The 14,799-nt window shown below is 74.4% G+C and carries 11 protein-coding genes and 1 pseudogene; 8 read left to right on the forward strand and 4 right to left on the reverse strand.

Features of this window, described 5'->3' with window-relative positions:
* Positions 1-93 precede the first annotated feature (93 nt).
* Positions 94-1,791 carry an FAD-dependent oxidoreductase gene (locus ACGFIG_RS03010; RefSeq protein WP_392998562.1) on the forward strand — a complete coding sequence of 566 codons (1,698 nt, stop codon included), beginning with the start codon at positions 94-96 and terminating at the stop codon, positions 1,789-1,791.
* A 120-nt stretch (positions 1,792-1,911) separates the two neighbouring features.
* Positions 1,912-3,468, forward strand: coding sequence for a glutamine-hydrolyzing GMP synthase (gene guaA / locus ACGFIG_RS03015; RefSeq protein ID WP_392998564.1), 1,557 nt, complete (start codon positions 1,912-1,914; stop codon positions 3,466-3,468).
* A 7-nt stretch (positions 3,469-3,475) separates the two neighbouring features.
* On the opposite strand, the gene ACGFIG_RS03020 is transcribed toward guaA, so the two are convergent.
* The gene (locus ACGFIG_RS03020) at positions 3,476-3,781 is read right to left on the reverse strand and encodes a PspC domain-containing protein (protein WP_392998566.1); all 306 of its coding nucleotides are present in this window, start codon (positions 3,779-3,781) and stop codon (positions 3,476-3,478) included.
* A 144-nt stretch (positions 3,782-3,925) separates the two neighbouring features.
* Here ACGFIG_RS03020 and ACGFIG_RS03025 point away from each other — a divergent pair, with 144 nt between their 5' ends.
* From ACGFIG_RS03025 to ACGFIG_RS03035, 3 genes are all read left to right on the forward strand, one after another.
* On the forward strand, positions 3,926-4,873 hold the full coding sequence (locus tag ACGFIG_RS03025) for an NUDIX domain-containing protein (RefSeq protein WP_392998568.1): 948 nt from the start codon (positions 3,926-3,928) through the stop codon (positions 4,871-4,873).
* A gap of 116 nt (positions 4,874-4,989) precedes the next feature.
* Positions 4,990-5,904, forward strand: a complete 915-nt coding sequence (locus ACGFIG_RS03030) for an NUDIX hydrolase (protein WP_392998570.1) — start codon at positions 4,990-4,992, stop codon at positions 5,902-5,904.
* A gap of 362 nt (positions 5,905-6,266) precedes the next feature.
* Positions 6,267-7,181, forward strand: a complete 915-nt coding sequence (locus ACGFIG_RS03035) for a CDP-alcohol phosphatidyltransferase family protein (protein WP_392998572.1) — start codon at positions 6,267-6,269, stop codon at positions 7,179-7,181.
* Between the two features lie 57 nt (positions 7,182-7,238).
* Here ACGFIG_RS03035 and ACGFIG_RS03040 read toward each other — a convergent pair whose 3' ends face one another.
* The 3 genes and pseudogenes from ACGFIG_RS03040 to ACGFIG_RS03050 all read right to left on the reverse strand — a co-directional run bounded on the left by ACGFIG_RS03040 (position 7,239) and on the right by ACGFIG_RS03050 (position 11,081).
* Positions 7,239-8,492, reverse strand: a complete 1,254-nt coding sequence (locus ACGFIG_RS03040) for a phosphatidylserine decarboxylase (RefSeq protein ID WP_392998574.1) — start codon at positions 8,490-8,492, stop codon at positions 7,239-7,241.
* A 676-nt stretch (positions 8,493-9,168) separates the two neighbouring features.
* Positions 9,169-9,429, reverse strand: a pseudogene (locus tag ACGFIG_RS03045) (hypothetical protein); the annotation flags it as partial.
* Complete coding sequence (locus ACGFIG_RS03050; protein ID WP_392998576.1) at positions 9,426-11,081, reverse strand: PspC domain-containing protein; 1,656 nt, start codon at positions 11,079-11,081, stop codon at positions 9,426-9,428. The pseudogene ACGFIG_RS03045 and the gene ACGFIG_RS03050, both read right to left, overlap by 4 nt.
* A 171-nt stretch (positions 11,082-11,252) precedes the next feature.
* Between ACGFIG_RS03050 and ACGFIG_RS03055 the strand changes: the two genes are divergently transcribed.
* The 3 genes from ACGFIG_RS03055 to ACGFIG_RS03065 all read left to right on the forward strand — a co-directional run bounded on the left by ACGFIG_RS03055 (position 11,253) and on the right by ACGFIG_RS03065 (position 14,552).
* Positions 11,253-12,518 (forward strand): PspC domain-containing protein, encoded by a 1,266-nt coding sequence (locus ACGFIG_RS03055; RefSeq protein WP_392998578.1) that lies wholly within the window; start codon positions 11,253-11,255, stop codon positions 12,516-12,518.
* Complete coding sequence (locus ACGFIG_RS03060) at positions 12,518-13,204, forward strand: response regulator (RefSeq protein WP_392998580.1); 687 nt, start codon at positions 12,518-12,520, stop codon at positions 13,202-13,204. The genes ACGFIG_RS03055 and ACGFIG_RS03060 overlap by 1 nt, the downstream gene beginning before the upstream one ends.
* A 190-nt stretch (positions 13,205-13,394) precedes the next feature.
* Positions 13,395-14,552, forward strand: a complete 1,158-nt coding sequence (locus ACGFIG_RS03065) for a Cys-Gln thioester bond-forming surface protein (protein WP_392998582.1) — start codon at positions 13,395-13,397, stop codon at positions 14,550-14,552.
* The last annotated feature ends 247 nt before the right edge of the window (positions 14,553-14,799 follow it).

Raw genomic sequence — 14,799 nt, forward strand, 5'->3', positions numbered from 1 at the left:
GTTGTGGCGTGAGTCTCCGGATCATGGACCGGGTGCATGATCCCGCGAAATCGGGCGCTGGCGCGATGGCTACTCAGCGGTAATGATGCGGTAATGCGGTATGACGTGCTCGTCATCGGGTCCGGCTTCGGGGGCAGCGTCACCGCGCTGCGGCTGGCCGAGAAGGGCTATTCGGTCGGGGTTCTGGAGGCCGGGCGGCGGTTCGCCGACGACGAGTTCCCGCAGACCTCCTGGCGGCTGCGGCGTTTCCTGTGGGCGCCGCGCCTCGGCTGCTACGGCCTCCAGCGGATCACCCTGCTGCGCCCGGCCGACCGGAAGGCCGGCGGCGGCGTGCTGGTGCTCGCCGGCGCCGGGGTCGGCGGCGGCTCGCTGGTCTACGCCAACACCCTCTACGAGCCGCTGGACGCCTTCTACGCCGACCCGCAGTGGCGCGACGTCACCGACTGGCGCGACGAGTTGGCCCGCCACTACGACCAGGCGAAGCGGATGCTCGGCGCCACCACGTACCCGCACGTCACGCGCGCGGACCGGGCGATGCGGGCGGTGGCCGACCGGATGGGGGTGGGGCACACCTACCACGCCACCCCGGTCGGCGTGTTCATCGGCCGCCCCGGCGAGCGGGTCAGCGACCCCTACTTCGGCGGCGTCGGGCCGGAGCGTACCGGCTGCACGCACTGCGGAGGGTGCATGACCGGCTGCCGGCTGGGCGCGAAGAACACGCTGGTCAAGAACTACCTGTGGCTGGCCGAGCGGCTCGGCGCGCGGGTGCACCCGCTGACCACGGTCACCGCCGTCCGCCCGGTCGACGGGGGCGGGTACGCGGTGCACACCGTGCGTACCGGGGCGTGGCTGCGTACGCGGCGGCAGGTGTTCCACGCCGACCAGGTGGTCTTCGCCGCCGGCGCGCTCGGCACCCAGCGGCTGCTGCACACCATGAAGGCGCAGGGGGCGCTGCCCGCGCTCTCGCCCCGCCTCGGCGAGCTGACACGGACCAACTCGGAGGCGATCCTCGGCGCCTCGGTGCCCCGTCGGCGGGCCCGTGAGCAGGGGCTCGACTTCACCGAGGGCGTGGCGATCACGAGTTCGTTCCACCCCGACCCGCAGACCCACATCGAGCCGGTCCGCTACGGCCGGGGCTCGAACGCGATGGGGCTGCTCCAGTCGCTGCTGGTCGACGGCGGGCCGCGCCGGGTCCGCCGCTGGGTGGGGGTCCTGCTGCGTCAGCCCGGCACGGCGGCCCGGCTGGCCTCGGTGCGGGGCTGGTCGGAGCGTACGGTGATCGCCCTGGTCATGCAGTCGGCGGACAACTCGCTGACCACGCGGCTGCGGCGCGGCCTGCTCGGCCGGCGCCTGGTCTCCGGGCCGGGGCACGGCACGCCCAACCCGACCTGGATCCCGGCCGGCAACCAGGCCGCCCGCCTGCTGGCCGAGGAGATCGGCGGTACGCCCGGCGGGGCGCTGACCGAGCCGTTCGACATCCCGCTGACCGCGCACATCCTCGGCGGGGCGGTGATCGGCGCCACCCCGGCCGACGGCGTCATCGACCCGTGGCACCGGGTGTTCGGCCATCCGGGGCTGCACGTGGTCGACGGGGCGGCGATCTCGGCGAACCTCGGGGTGAACCCGTCGCTCACCATCACGGCGCAGGCCGAGCGGGCGATGTCCTTCTGGCCGAACAAGGGCGAGGAGGACCCGAGGCCGCCCGTGGGCTCGCCGTACCGCCGCCTCTCCCCGGTCCCGCCGCGCCATCCCGCCGTCCCACCGGACGCCCCGGGCGCCCTGCGTCCCTGATCTCGGTGTCGCCTGTTTCGCGCCGGTCGTCGGGGCGGCCGGCCCGAGATCACCAGCGGTGGTGTGACGTGCGGCGGGGCGCGGTGGAGCGGGCGGGCCGGGTCGGTAGGCTTTCTGCACATGAGCACGCCTCGCCCCGTCCTCGTGGTGGACTTCGGAGCCCAGTACGCCCAGCTCATCGCGCGTCGGGTGCGTGAGGCCAACGTCTATTCCGAGATCGTGCCGCACTCGATGCCGGTCGCCGAGATGCTGGCGAAGGATCCGGCGGCGATCATCCTCTCCGGGGGCCCGTCGAGCGTCTACGCGCCGGACGCCCCGCAGATCGACGCCGGCATGTTCTCCGCCGGGGTGCCCGTCTTCGGCATCTGCTACGGCTTCCAGGCGATGGCCCAGGCCCTCGGCGGCACGGTGGCCCGCACCGGCAACCGCGAGTACGGCGGCACCCCGCTGCGCCCCCGCCTCCTCGACCCCGGCGTGCTGCTGCGCGACCTGCCGGCCGACCTGCCGGTGTGGATGAGCCACGGCGACTGCGTGACCGAGGCCCCGGAGGGCTTCACGGTGACCGCCGAGTCGGCGGGCGCGCCGGTCGCCGCGTTCGAGGACCTGGCCGGCCGCCGGGCCGGCGTGCAGTTCCACCCGGAGGTCGGGCACACCGCGCACGGCCAGGAGATGCTGCGCCGCTTCCTCTACGACATCGCCGGCATCGAGCCGACCTGGACGCCCGCGAACATCATCGACGAGCAGGTCGCCCGGATCCGCGAGCAGGTCGGCGACAAGGAGGTCATCTGCGGCCTGAGCGGCGGGGTCGACTCGGCCGTCGCCGCCGCGCTGGTGCACAAGGCGGTCGGTGACCAGCTCACCTGCGTCTTCGTCGACCACGGCCTGCTGCGCGCCGGCGAGGCCGAGCAGGTGGAGAAGGACTACGTCGCCGCCACCGGCATCAAGCTCAAGGTGGTCGATGCGCAGGAGCGGTTCCTGGGCGCGCTGGCCGGGGTGACCGACCCGGAGCAGAAGCGGAAGATCATCGGCCGGGAGTTCATCCGGGTCTTCGAGGCGGCGGCCCGGGAGGTCGCCGCCCACGGCGACGTCGAGTTCCTTGTTCAGGGCACCCTCTACCCGGACGTGGTCGAGTCCGGCGGTGGCACCGGCACCGCCAACATCAAGAGCCACCACAACGTCGGCGGCCTGCCGGAGGACCTGAAGTTCGCGCTGGTCGAGCCGCTGCGCACGCTGTTCAAGGATGAGGTCCGCACGCTCGGCCTCCAGCTGGGCCTGCCCGAGGCGATGGTCTGGCGGCACCCGTTCCCGGGCCCCGGCCTGGCCATCCGGATCATCGGCGCGGTCGACCGGGAGCGGCTCGACCTGCTCCGCCAGGCCGACCTGATCGCCCGGGAGGAGCTCACGGCCGCCGGCCTGGACCGGGGTGTCTGGCAGTTCCCGGTGGTGCTCCTGGCCGACGTGCGCAGCGTCGGGGTGCAGGGCGACGGCCGCAGCTACGGGCATCCCGTGGTGCTGCGGCCGGTCTCCAGCGAGGACGCGATGACCGCCGACTGGTCCCGCCTGCCCTACGAGGTCGTCGCCCGGATCTCCACCCGCATCACCAACGAGGTCGCCGAGGTCAACCGCGTCGTGCTGGACGTGACGAGCAAGCCGCCGGGCACCATCGAGTGGGAGTGACCGCGCCTCACGCCGCCGGCGGGTAGGTCGGCGGTGCCGGCTGCGCGTCGGCGGCCGGTGGCACGGTGGGCGCGGGGTGCGGCCAGGCGGGCGCGCCGGCCGGCTCCTCGGGCATCAGGAACCACATGATCGGGTACGCGAGCAGCGCGAGCCCGCCGGTGAGCAGGCCGGCGACCGCGAAGGCCACCCGGACCAGGGTGGGGTCGACGGCGAAGTACCGGCCGAGGCCGCTGGCCACTCCGGCGATCATCCGGTCCGTTACGGGGCGACGGAGCTGCTTGTACGGGGGCTGGGAAGGGGCGGTGTAGGTCATGCCTCCACGGTCCGCGCCCGCCGTCGGACCAGCCTCGGTGACCGCCCGGATCCATACCCTGACTCGCCCCTGAGACGCGAGCTTTCAGTCAGGAATCTGACTCTTTTCGATGCAGGTGATCCGGGCCGGGGAGAATTTGGCCCCGTGACCACCATGCTGGAGCCGCTCCGCAGGATCGCGGCATACGCAGTTTGTGCTGATTCAGTCGGCCGGGTGTTGCTGGTCCGCGCATCGGAGCGCTCCGGCACCCCTGGCACGTGGTCCCTGCCCGGCGGGGCGGTCGACCACGGTGAGGACCCGCACCACACCGTCGTCCGGGAGACCGCCGCCGAGACCGGCCTCTCCGTCACCGTCGCCGGGCTGCACGACGTGCTCGCCGACATGCGGGCGCTGCCGGAGCGGGGCATCACCATCCACACCGACCGCCTGATCTTCCAGGTCTCGGTGCGGGGCGGGACGCTCGCCGACCGGGTCGACCGGCCCACCGACCTGGCCCGCTGGGTCACCCCGGAGGAGGCGCGCGAGCTGCCGCTGCGCTCGTTCACCGCGCGCGCCCTGGGCCTGCCCACGTCGTCGGCCGACATCGTGCCGGACGAGGCACCGGAGTTCCCCTCGTTCTACGCCGTTCCCGGTCCCGACGGGCTGCACCGCGCCCAGCGCTTCGCCGCGTACGCGGTGGTGACCGATCCGGACGACCGGGTGCTGCTCACCCGCGTCTCCGACGGTTACCCGGGCGCGGGCTGCTGGCACCTGCCCGGCGGTGGCACCGACTACGGCGAGCAGCCCGGCGCCGCCCTGATCCGGGAGCTGGTCGAGGAGACCGGGCAGAACGGCCGCCTCGTCGAGCTGCTCGGCGTGGCCAGCCACCGCGACGCCGCCTCCCTCGGCCCGGAGGGCTACCCGATCGACTGGCACGGCGTACGCGCCTTCTACCGGGTCGTGGTCGACAAGCCGGCCCCGCCCACCGTGGCCGACGTCGGCGGTTCGACCTGCGAGGCCCGCTGGTTCGCCCGCGACGAACTGGGCGCCCTCCCCACCGACCGCCTGACCGAGGTGACGGCGGAAGCCGTCCAGGCGGCCCGCCTGGCCTGACCCACCCTCCCGCCCTCGCCCCGGTCCCGTGCGTCGACCGGGCGGCGCGTCGGCCGCCCGGCGACTAACGTCATGATCGACGGAGCGGGTCGGGGCGGGCGGGGGAGTACGGGCGGGTGGAGCAACAGCGACGGGTCGGCGCGTACGGGGTGTGCCGTGGCTCGGACGGGCGGGTGTTGTTGGTGCGGGGTTCCGCCCTGTGCCCGTGCCCGGGCGTCTGGCAGCTGCCCGGCGGCGGGATCGAGCACGCCGAGCACCCGGCGCACGCGGTGGTCCGCGAGTTCGCCGAGGAGACCGGCCTCACAGTCGAGGTGACCATGCTGCGGGCGGTGCTCGCCGACGTGACGACCTTCCGCGACGTCGGCGTCGCCGTGCACACCGACCGCCTGGTCTTCGACGTCGTCGCGCGGGGCGGGCGACCGCGACCCGAGCCGGCCGGCGGCACCGACGAACTGGGCTGGTTCACGACCGCCGAGGCGGGGCAGATGCCGCTGATGCCGTTCACGGCCGAGCTGCTCGGTCTGCCCGCGTCGCCCCTGCCGTCCGATCTGCCCCGTGCGGTGGCGACGGAGCCCGAGCCCTCGGCCGACCGGCGGCAGCGCTTCGGCGCGTACGGCCTGGTCACCGACCCCGCGGGCCGGGTGCTGCTCACCATGATCGCCGACGGCTACCCGGGCGCGGGCCGGTGGCACCTGCCCGGCGGCGGGACCGACCACGGGGAGCAGCCGGTCTCCGCCCTGCTGCGCGAACTGGTCGAGGAATCCGGCCAACTCGGTCGGGTGGTCGAGCTGATCGGCGTCGACAACCTGCACAACCCGGCCGCGCTGGGCCCGGAGGGGCGCCCGCTCGACTGGCACGGCGTCCGGGTGGTCTACCGGGTGGCGGTCGACGTGCCCACCGAGGCGCGGGTGACCGAGCTCGCCGGCGGCTCCACGGCCCGCGCGGCCTGGTTCACGCCCGAGCAGCTCGCCGGGTTGCCGCTCACCGAGCTGACCGCCCTGACGCTCACCCCGACGGAGGATCGTCCGTAACCGGACATCGACGCCGCCGGCACCCGCTCACCGAGCCGAGGGAGACGGGGTCCGGTACATTCGAGGTGGGGTTGGTGGAGGAAACGGGCGATGAAGCCCGGGATGGGAATAAGAGAGCGGTTTGCACGGTTAGACCAGTTGCAAGTACCGCCGGCAGCTATCGCCAACCCACGCTCCCCTATGCGATGGTGTACTCCGCAAAACGGCTGCCGGGCCAGAAAGGTCCGGCACGAGACAGCCGGACACCCGCCCTCGCGGCGGCAGACCGATCCGGTGATGGAGGAAACGTGCCGAGAGCCCCTTGGCGCCGGCGTCGTACCACTGACAGTCCGCGTCCCGCAGGGCGTCGCTGGGCGGGCCCATTGCGCCGCAGCGGCACACTCGCCCGACAGGTGCTGCTGGTCCGCGTCGGGCGCCGCGACGGTGACCTGCACGGCGGCGACCACTCGATGCCCGAGCACCGCTACGTCGACCGGCCGCGTCGCCCCTACGGGCTGACCCGGGTCGAGCGCGCCGAGGTCGCCCCGGTCGTCCCGGTCAGCCCCGCCCTCGGCCCCACGACACCGGTCGACGAGCCGGCGATGTCGATCCCGCTGCTCCCCGGCGAGCGGACCCTCGCCCGCCGGATGAAGTTCGCGGTGGTCAACGCCTGCACGCTCAGCAGCCTGATGCTCGGCATGGCGGCCATCTTCCTGGCCATGCAGGGCGACGTACGCGTCGCCGCGTTCTGCCTGATCGCCTGCGTCATCTTCGACGGCCTCGACGGCGCGCTCGCCCGCAGGTTCGGCGTGGCCAGCCCGTTCGGCGCGCAGATGGACTCGCTCGCCGACATGTGCTCGTTCGGCCTCGCCGCCCCGGTGGTGGTCTACGCCTCGCTGGCCGGCTCGGTCTCCACGCCGGCCGCCGCGGTGGCCTGCGCCCTCGTCGCGGCGTGCGCGGCGATCCGGCTCGCCCGGTTCAACGTCTCGCCGAAGGACGGCAGGTTCTTCTGCGGCGTACCCACCACCATGGCGGCCGCCGTGCTCGCCCTGACCGTCGCCATCGGGCTGCCCGTACCGGGCATCGTGCAGGTGGCAGGAGTGGCGATGCTCGCCTTCGCCATGGTCTCCAGCTTCCCGTACGCCAAGCTCGCCCGGCTGGTGAAGCTGCCGCCGTGGCTGTGGCTGGCCCCGGTGATCGGCGCGCTGATCGACATCCGGCTCACCTTCGCCCTGATCGTGGTCGGTTACCTGGTCAGCGGCCCGGTCCTCTGGCTGCGTCAGCGCCGCACCGCCTGACCCACGTACGCGAGAAGGGGCGCCGCGATCCGCGGCGCCCCTTCTCCGTGTCGTCCGTCAGTGCCAGCGGGCGATGACCGTCGAGCCCCCGACGACCTTGTCCCCGGGGCCGACCAGCGGCTCCGCCGCGTCGACCGGCAGGTAGACGTCGGTGCGCGAGCCGAACCGGATCAGGCCGAAGCGCTCACCCCGGGCCAGCAGGGCGCCGATCGGCGCCCGCTGCACGATCCGCCGCGCGATCAGGCCGGTGCGCTGCGCCACCACCACCGTGCCGTGCGCGGTCTCCAGCACCGTGTACGCGGCCACGTTATGCTCGGCCGCCGGCTTCATCGCGTTGGCGAAGCCACCGTCGGCGACGAAGTAGTCGACCACCTTGCCGGCCACCGGCGCGCGGTTGACGTGCACGTCCAGCACTGACAGGAAGACCGCGATGCGCAGCCACTCGCCCTCGCCGAAGCGCTCGTCGTGCAGCCGCTGCACGGACAGCACCCGGCCGTCGGCCGAGGCGACCACCGCCGACGGGTCCTCCGGCACGTCGCGCTCCGGGTCCCGGAAGAAGGCGGCCACGGGGGCGGCGGCCAGGGCCGGCAGCAGCCAGAGCTTCGACTTCGGCCGGGTCGCCCGGGCCACCGCCGCCAGGCCCAGCGCGATGCCGGCCGCGGCCACCCCGTTGGAGTCGATGTGCATGCCGCGGGTCAGCGGGACGCTGGACGGGCGGTACGCCGGGGCCAGCCGGGCCGCCGACGCGGCGTCGGCCGGGGTGTAGCGGAGCCGGTACACCCGCAGCGGCGGCGTGTTGCGCAGCACCAGGTCGACGCCGACGCCGTACAGCGCGCCCTGCCGGTCCAGTTCGGCGGCCGCGCCCGCGGTGCGCCCCGGCGTGGCGGTCGTGGCCACGCTCAGCACGGCGCCGTCGGTCAGGTACTTCGTCAGGCCCTCGACGGCGGCGCGGGTCTCCTCGGCCGTGCCGGTGAGCGGCTCCCCGGCGACGACCACGGCGGCGGGCTCGGCCTCGGCAAGGGTGTCGACCACGCGGACCCGGTCGGCCACCCAGCGGCCCTGCGCGGTGACGTGCTCCCGCAGGGCCGCCGGGGTGGTCGAGCCGGCGGGCACCAGGGTGAGGGTGTCGCCGGGTAGCAGCGCGTCGACCGCCGCGGCCAGCACCGCGGACTCCGGCGTCGCGCCGACCAGCAGCGCGCCCTTCGGGTCGTTGATCCGGGCCAGTTCGGAGACGAGGGTACGGGCGGCTCGCTCGCCGATGCGGACCGGAGCGGACCGGCCGAAGGTGCGCACGGCGGGGGACTGCGTCATGTCGGACGGACTCCTGACGGGGTAGAGACGGGAATCGCGGCGGGACCGCCACGGCGGCGCGGGTCCGGCCGGCGCGGCGGCCAGGTCGGCGCGGGTCGGCCGGCGGAGGCGAGTTCTCCACGGCCAGCATAGGCCGCCGCCGACACCGGCCGCACCGCTGTGGTCAGCCGCGCGTGCGCTCGTCGCCGGCCGTCGGTCCGTCGGTCCGCCCGGGCGGGACGTCGTCCACGTCGGCCGTGCGGTCCTCGACGGCCTCGGGCCGGGTGTCCGTGACGGCCTCCGTCGGCCACTCGTCGGCCTCGTCCCCTGCGCGCGGCCCGGTAACCGGCCCGCCCGGCATCGGCCCGCCGGGCGCGGACCCGCCACTCGTCGGTCCGCCGCTCGCCGGCCCGCCGCTCGTCGGGCCTCCCGAGGTCGGTCCGCTCGGCGTGGGGCCTCCCGAGGTCGGTCCGCCCGAGGTGGGTCCGCCCGGCGTCGGGGTGCCGGTCGGCGGCGCGGACACGTCCCAGTCGGAGCGACCACCCCAGTCGGAGCGCTCGCCCCAGCCGGACAACGGGCCGCCCCACGCCGCCGGCTCGTCGGCCGCCGTCGGCCGGTCGAGATCCCAGCGCGTCGGGTCGACCTCGGTGGCCTGTCGGTCCGGCCCCGCCCAACCGGCCGGCTCCGGCGACGGCGGGGCCGAGGCGGGCCCGGTCGGGGCCGGGGGCGCGTCGGGGCCGGCGTCGGTCCCGGCGGGCGGGGTCGCGTCGGCGGACCGCCCGGAGCGCAACGCGCCCACCAGGCCCAGCAGTCCGATCAGGAACAGCGCGCCGGCCAGGAACCAGCCGACGGGCGGGAGGGCGAGCCCGAGCAACTGCGCGAGCAGCCACCAGGCGGCGAGTCCGAGGAAGATCAGCCCGAAGGCGAACGACACGAGGTCGGTGCGGTGGGCCTTCACCGGGTCACCTCCAGGTTGCCCGCGTTCACGTGGATGTAGAGCCGCAGCGTGCCGCCGCCGGGGCCGTCCGGGCCCAGGTCTGTCGCCTCCCGCAACTTGCCGGCGAGCCCGCCGGAGCGCTTGCCGAAGACGACCGCGTCGCCGGCGTTGACGTCGGCCACCGTGGTGACGTCGACGTTCGGCGGCACCACCACCGTGCACTCGCCGAAGTTGACGGCGACGGTGATCTCGGTGTTCTTCTTGTCGAAGTCGACCGCGCGCAGGTCCAGCACCGTGTCCCCGAAGCTGTTCTCGTACCGCAGGGCGAGGTCGCGGTGGTCGGCGGGCGCCCAGGTGACGTTGCCGTCGACGCCCCGGATCCGGTCGTACGACTCGGCGACCGTGGCCGTCGCGAGCGCGGCGGCGGCCACCAAGCCGAGCGCGATCAGCCAGCGGGCCCGTCCGAACCAGGTGCCGACCAGCAGGCCGAGCCCGATGGTGACCAGCGTGGCCGCGAAGTACGCCGACGCACCGACGTCGTAGAAGTCCAGCAGGTCGACGACGGCGACCACGCCCAGGGCGAGGAAGATCAGCGAGAACGTCACCGCGCCGAGGGGGGAGCGCTCGCGCGGTCGCTTCGGCGGCTTCACCCGCGGCTTCGGCAGCACGGGCGGCACCACGGTCGGCCCGGCGTACGGGCCGTGCGGGGCGAACGGGGGCCGGTAGCTCGGGGGCCGGGGCGGGAGCACCGGGTGGGTCGGCTCCGAAGCCGCCGAGGTCGCGGCGGGCCAGCCGGAGGTGGGCGGGGCCGGCGGCCAGCCGGCGGTCGGCGTACCCGTCGAGGGGCGGGCGGGGGCCGGAGCGGCCGGTGGCCACGCGGGCAGCTCGGCGGTGGGCTCGGTCGGCCGGCCGGGGACCGGGGCGCTCCAGGCGGCCTGGGCGGCGGGACCCGGCGGGGGCGGGACGGGGCCCGCCCCGGGCGGCACGGCCACGGCCGGCTGGGCAGCGTCCGAGACCGGGGCGGGGTAGCCGACCGGTGGCACCGGCCCGGGCGGTGCGGTGGGCGGAGCGGGCGGTACGCCCACGGCTCCGCCCTGGATGTCGCGGTGGTCGCGGTTCAGCAGCAGCGCGCCGCCGATCAGGATGGTGACACCGAGCAGCACCGCCCGGAACGCGTCCGTGACGATGTAGCCGAAACTGATCGCGACCAGGATGCTCAGCACGATCACGGTGACCGGGGACATGCTGGAGCGCCCCCGGCCCAGCATGGACTCGACGGGAGAGGCGCCGTCCCCCTCGCCGGGGATGATCAGCCAGGCGGTGACGTAGACCAGGATGCCGATGCCGCCGAAGAATCCGAGCACCGCCAGCAGCACCCGCCAGAGGACGGGGTCGGTGTTGGTGGCCCGGCCGATGGCCGCGCAGACGCCGGCCAGGTAGCGGCCGTCGCGGGGGCGCACCAGCCCGTACCGCGAGGTGAAGCCGGCGCCGCCGAACGACGGCTGCGGTCCGGGCCCGGCCCCGGGCGGTGGTGTTCCCCCCGCGTGCCCGGCGGCGGTCGGCGGGGCCCCGGGGGGCGGCGCCGCGGAGCCGGCGGGCGGTGTCGCGGCGGGGGGTGGCCCGCCCGGCTGTGCCGCCCCGGGGCTGGCGGACTGGGCAGCTTCCTCGGTCATGCCTCGATCCTGCTGCCCCGACCCGCCGGGTGGCCTCAGGACCCGACCCTGACCCCACCCTGAGAATCCGGCGGCCCGAATGTCGGGGGCGTCCCCGTGGTCGGGTGGTGGCGCGCCGTGTGACGATCGATCCGGCGCCGACAGCGCGCCGGCTCCGGCCCCATGCCCGCCGTGACCAGGGAGTACCCGATCAGCGCCGTGACCCAGCCACCCCGCCTCTACCGCGCCCCCGAGCACCGGATGGCCGCGGGGGTGGCCGCCGGCATCGCCGACCACCTCGGCATCTCGGTGCTGCGGGTACGCGTCGCCTTCATGGTGCTGCTGGGGCTGAGCGGGCTCGGTCTGCTGCTCTACGCGGCCTTCTGGGCGGTCGTGCCGCTGCGCCCGGGCGACACCGCCGTACCGCCCCGCAGGGACGTCGCCCAGCTCCTGCCGTTCGTGGCGATAGGCCTCGGCGTACTGCTGGTGCAGGTGATGGTCTTCGACTCGATCGGTGCGACGGGCACCGCCGGCTGGCTGGTGGCGATCATCGCGGTCGGCGCCGGGGTGATCTGGCACCAGTCCGCCCCCGAGCGGCGCCGGCAGTGGGGCGACTCCATGCCGGTGCCGTGGCTGGGCGCGGTGGTGGAGGAGAGCGACCGCCGGGCCTTCGTGCTCCGGTTCATCGGCGGCGGGGTGCTGGTCGCGGTGGGCATCATCGGTGTCGCCGCGGTCTACTCCCCGGCGCAGAACTTCGACGCCGTGCTCAACGGCGTGATCTTCGCCCTGGTCGGGCTCGCCGGGGTCGGCGTGGTGGCCGCGCCGGTGCTGTGGCGGACGTACAACCAGCTCCGGTCGGAGCGCGAGGGGCGCATCCGGGAGCAGGAACGGGCCGAGCTGGCCGCCATGGTCCACGACCAGGTGCTGCACACCCTGGCCCTGATCCAGCGCAACGCGAGCGACGTGAAGACCGTCCAGCGGCTCGCCCGCGGGCAGGAGCGCTCGCTGCGCAACTGGCTCTACAAGCCCACCGGCTCGCCCACCGAGCGGTTCGCCGCCGCCCTGGAGCAGGCTGCCGCCGAGGTCGAGGACACGTTCGCGATCACGGTGGAGGCGGTGGTGGTCGGCGACCGGGAGACCGACGAGCGGGTCGGCGCGCTGGTGGCCGCGGCGCGCGAGGCGCTGGTGAACGCCGCCCGGCACGCCGGCGTGCAGACCGTCTCGCTCTACGCGGAGGTCGAGCCCGATCAGGTCAGCGTCTTCGTCCGGGACCGGGGGAAGGGCTTCGACCCGGATACGGTGGAGGACCACCGGCACGGGGTCCGGGGTTCGATCATCGGGCGGATGAAGCGGCACGGCGGCCGGGCGGAGATCCGCTCCGGGCCGGGGGAAGGCACCGAGGTCCGGTTGATCCTGCCGATCACCCGGGACCCGGCAACGGCGGAGAGGGACAAGTGATGACCGAGCAGTCGATGGAACCGGTCGAGGGGGCGGCTGCCCGTACCGAGCGGCTGCGGGTCTTCCTCGTCGACGACCACGCCATGTTCCGCGCGGGGGTCCGCGCCGAGCTGGGCGCGCACGTCGAGGTGGTGGGTGAGGCGAGCACCGTCGGCGAGGCGGTCACCCGCATCGCCGCCACGTCGCCCGACGTGGTGCTGCTCGACGTGCACATGCCCGACGGCGGGGGCCGGGCGGTGCTGGAGGCGATGCGGCGTACGCACCCGCAGGTCAGGTTCCTGGCGCTGAGCGTCTCGGACGCGGCGGAGGACGTGATCGGGCTGATCCGCGCCGGTGCGCGGGGCTACGTCACGAAGACGATCTCCCCGGACGAGCTGGCCGCCGCGGTCCGCCGGGTGGCCGACGGCGACGCGGTGTTCAGCCCCCGGTTGGCGGGGTTCGTGCTGGACGCGTTCGCGGCCCGCCCCGACGCGCCGGTGTCCGACCCCGAGCTGGACCAGCTCACCAACCGCGAGCGCGAGGTGCTGCGGCTGCTGGCCCGGGGGTACGCCTACAAGGAGATCGCCAAGGAGCTCTACATCTCCATCAAGACGGTGGAGACCCACGTGTCGAACGTGCTGCGCAAGCTCCAGATGTCCAACAGGTACGAGTTGTCCCGCTGGGCGGCGGACCGCCGGCTCGTGTGATCCATTTCTTTTCCCCGTCATTTGGGACACAAGCGGTGAATGCGGCGCACCGGGGCTGACAAGCGATCAATTTCCGTCCCATAATGCCCCGTCGCGTTCTCGCGTGCGGGTGGTGCGCATCCCGCGGGAACGGCGGCTTCACGCAACCCGCCGTGCGCGGGTCACCCCTGGGGAGAGGTGCACGAATCTGATGTTCGGACAACGAGGACGGCGCTGGGCGCAAATCGCCCTGGCGACCGTCGCTGGTGGCGCGCTGGCACTTGGCTCCGCAGTGCCGGCCGCCGCCGCTCCGGCCGACGGCGTGGCCAAGGCGACGGGCTTCAGCGCCAAGCTGATGCTCAACGGCAAGGTGGGCACGCAGCGGTCGCTGGCGCTCAAGATCGACGGCAAGCTCGTCCCCGCCTTCTGCATCGACTACCACACCAAGGTGGCGATCGACGGCAAGTACGAGGAGGGCACCTGGAGCGAGTCCCAGGTGAAGAACCTCGGCAAGGTGCAGTGGGTGCTCACCCACGGCTACCCGAACGCCGACTCCGCCAAGCTGCTGACCGCCGCCGGCGCCGCCGCCCCGGCGGAGGCGGAGGTCGACCAGCTGCTCTACTTCGGCACCCAGACCGCCATCTGGAAGTTCAGCGACGGCATCACGCTCGGTGACTGGGTCGACGGCAAGGGTCTGCTCGTCAAGGAGCAGTACGACGTGGTCAAGAAGGTCCACGACTACCTGGTCGCCAACGCCACCGACCAGCCCGAGCCGAAGGCCGAGCTGAGCGTCGACCCGGCGAGCGCCAAGGCCACGGTCGGCGAGAAGGCCGGCCCCTTCACCATGAAGGGCCCGGCGGGCGAGATCACCGTCGCGGTCAGCGGCGGCTCGGCGGTCGACGCCGAGGGCAAGCCGGTCACCACGACCACCAACGGTGGGCAGTTCTGGCTGACCGCGGACGGCGCCGGTGCGGTGAAGGTGACCGTTTCCGCCCAGGGCTCGGTCTCCTTCGGCCGGGTGTTCCTCTTCACCGGCAACTACGCCGCGCAAAAGCTGATCCTCGGTGGCAGCACCGGTGAGACCGTGACCGCCAAGGCCGAGGCCGCGTTCGCCGCCGCCCCGGCTGAGTCGCCGTCGCCGAGCGCCCCGGCTGAGTCGCCGTCGCCGAGCACCCCCGCGGAGTCGCCGTCGCCGAGCGCCCCGACCGACAGCCCGGCCCCGTCCACCTCGCCCGCGGGCAACGGTGGCGACCTGCCGCTGACCGGCTCCCCGATCGCCGCCTCGATCGCCGCCGGCGTGGCGCTGCTGGCCGCCGGTGCCGTCGCCGTGCTGCTGTTCCGCCGCCGCAAGCTGCGCTTCACGGCCTGATCGACGCGTCAGTTCCCCGGCCCCGGTACCGCCCCGCGCGGTGCCGGGGCCGTTCGCTGCTCCGCCCCTCCCGGCGGGATCGCGCCGCGTGGGCTCGTCCGGCCGCCGAAGGCCCGTCGGGCGGGAACAGGCGCACGGCACCGCGCGCCCTCGTCCACCCGGTCGGCCATGGCATCCGCACAGCCGACGTCGGCATCGTCCGGATGGTCAGAAACGGCCAACGCCCGGACGACCCCGGATCGTGCCG

It is taken from the genome of Micromonospora sp. NPDC049048 (assembly GCF_043197615.1).
Lineage (GTDB): Bacteria > Actinomycetota > Actinomycetes > Mycobacteriales > Micromonosporaceae > Micromonospora.

Excerpts from the sequence above, each read along its gene's own strand:
- ACGFIG_RS03010 (WP_392998562.1), top strand. The coding sequence starts at position 94 with ATGCGGTATGACGTGCTCGTCATCGGGTCCGGCTTCGGGGGCAGCGTC.
- guaA (WP_392998564.1), top strand. The coding sequence starts at position 1,912 with ATGAGCACGCCTCGCCCCGTCCTCGTGGTGGACTTCGGAGCCCAGTAC.
- ACGFIG_RS03020 (WP_392998566.1), bottom strand. The coding sequence starts at position 3,781 with ATGACCTACACCGCCCCTTCCCAGCCCCCGTACAAGCAGCTCCGTCGC.
- ACGFIG_RS03040 (WP_392998574.1), bottom strand. The coding sequence starts at position 8,492 with ATGACGCAGTCCCCCGCCGTGCGCACCTTCGGCCGGTCCGCTCCGGTC.
- ACGFIG_RS03050 (WP_392998576.1), bottom strand. The coding sequence starts at position 11,081 with ATGACCGAGGAAGCTGCCCAGTCCGCCAGCCCCGGGGCGGCACAGCCG.
- ACGFIG_RS03060 (WP_392998580.1), top strand. The coding sequence starts at position 12,518 with ATGACCGAGCAGTCGATGGAACCGGTCGAGGGGGCGGCTGCCCGTACC.
- ACGFIG_RS03065 (WP_392998582.1), top strand. The coding sequence starts at position 13,395 with ATGTTCGGACAACGAGGACGGCGCTGGGCGCAAATCGCCCTGGCGACC.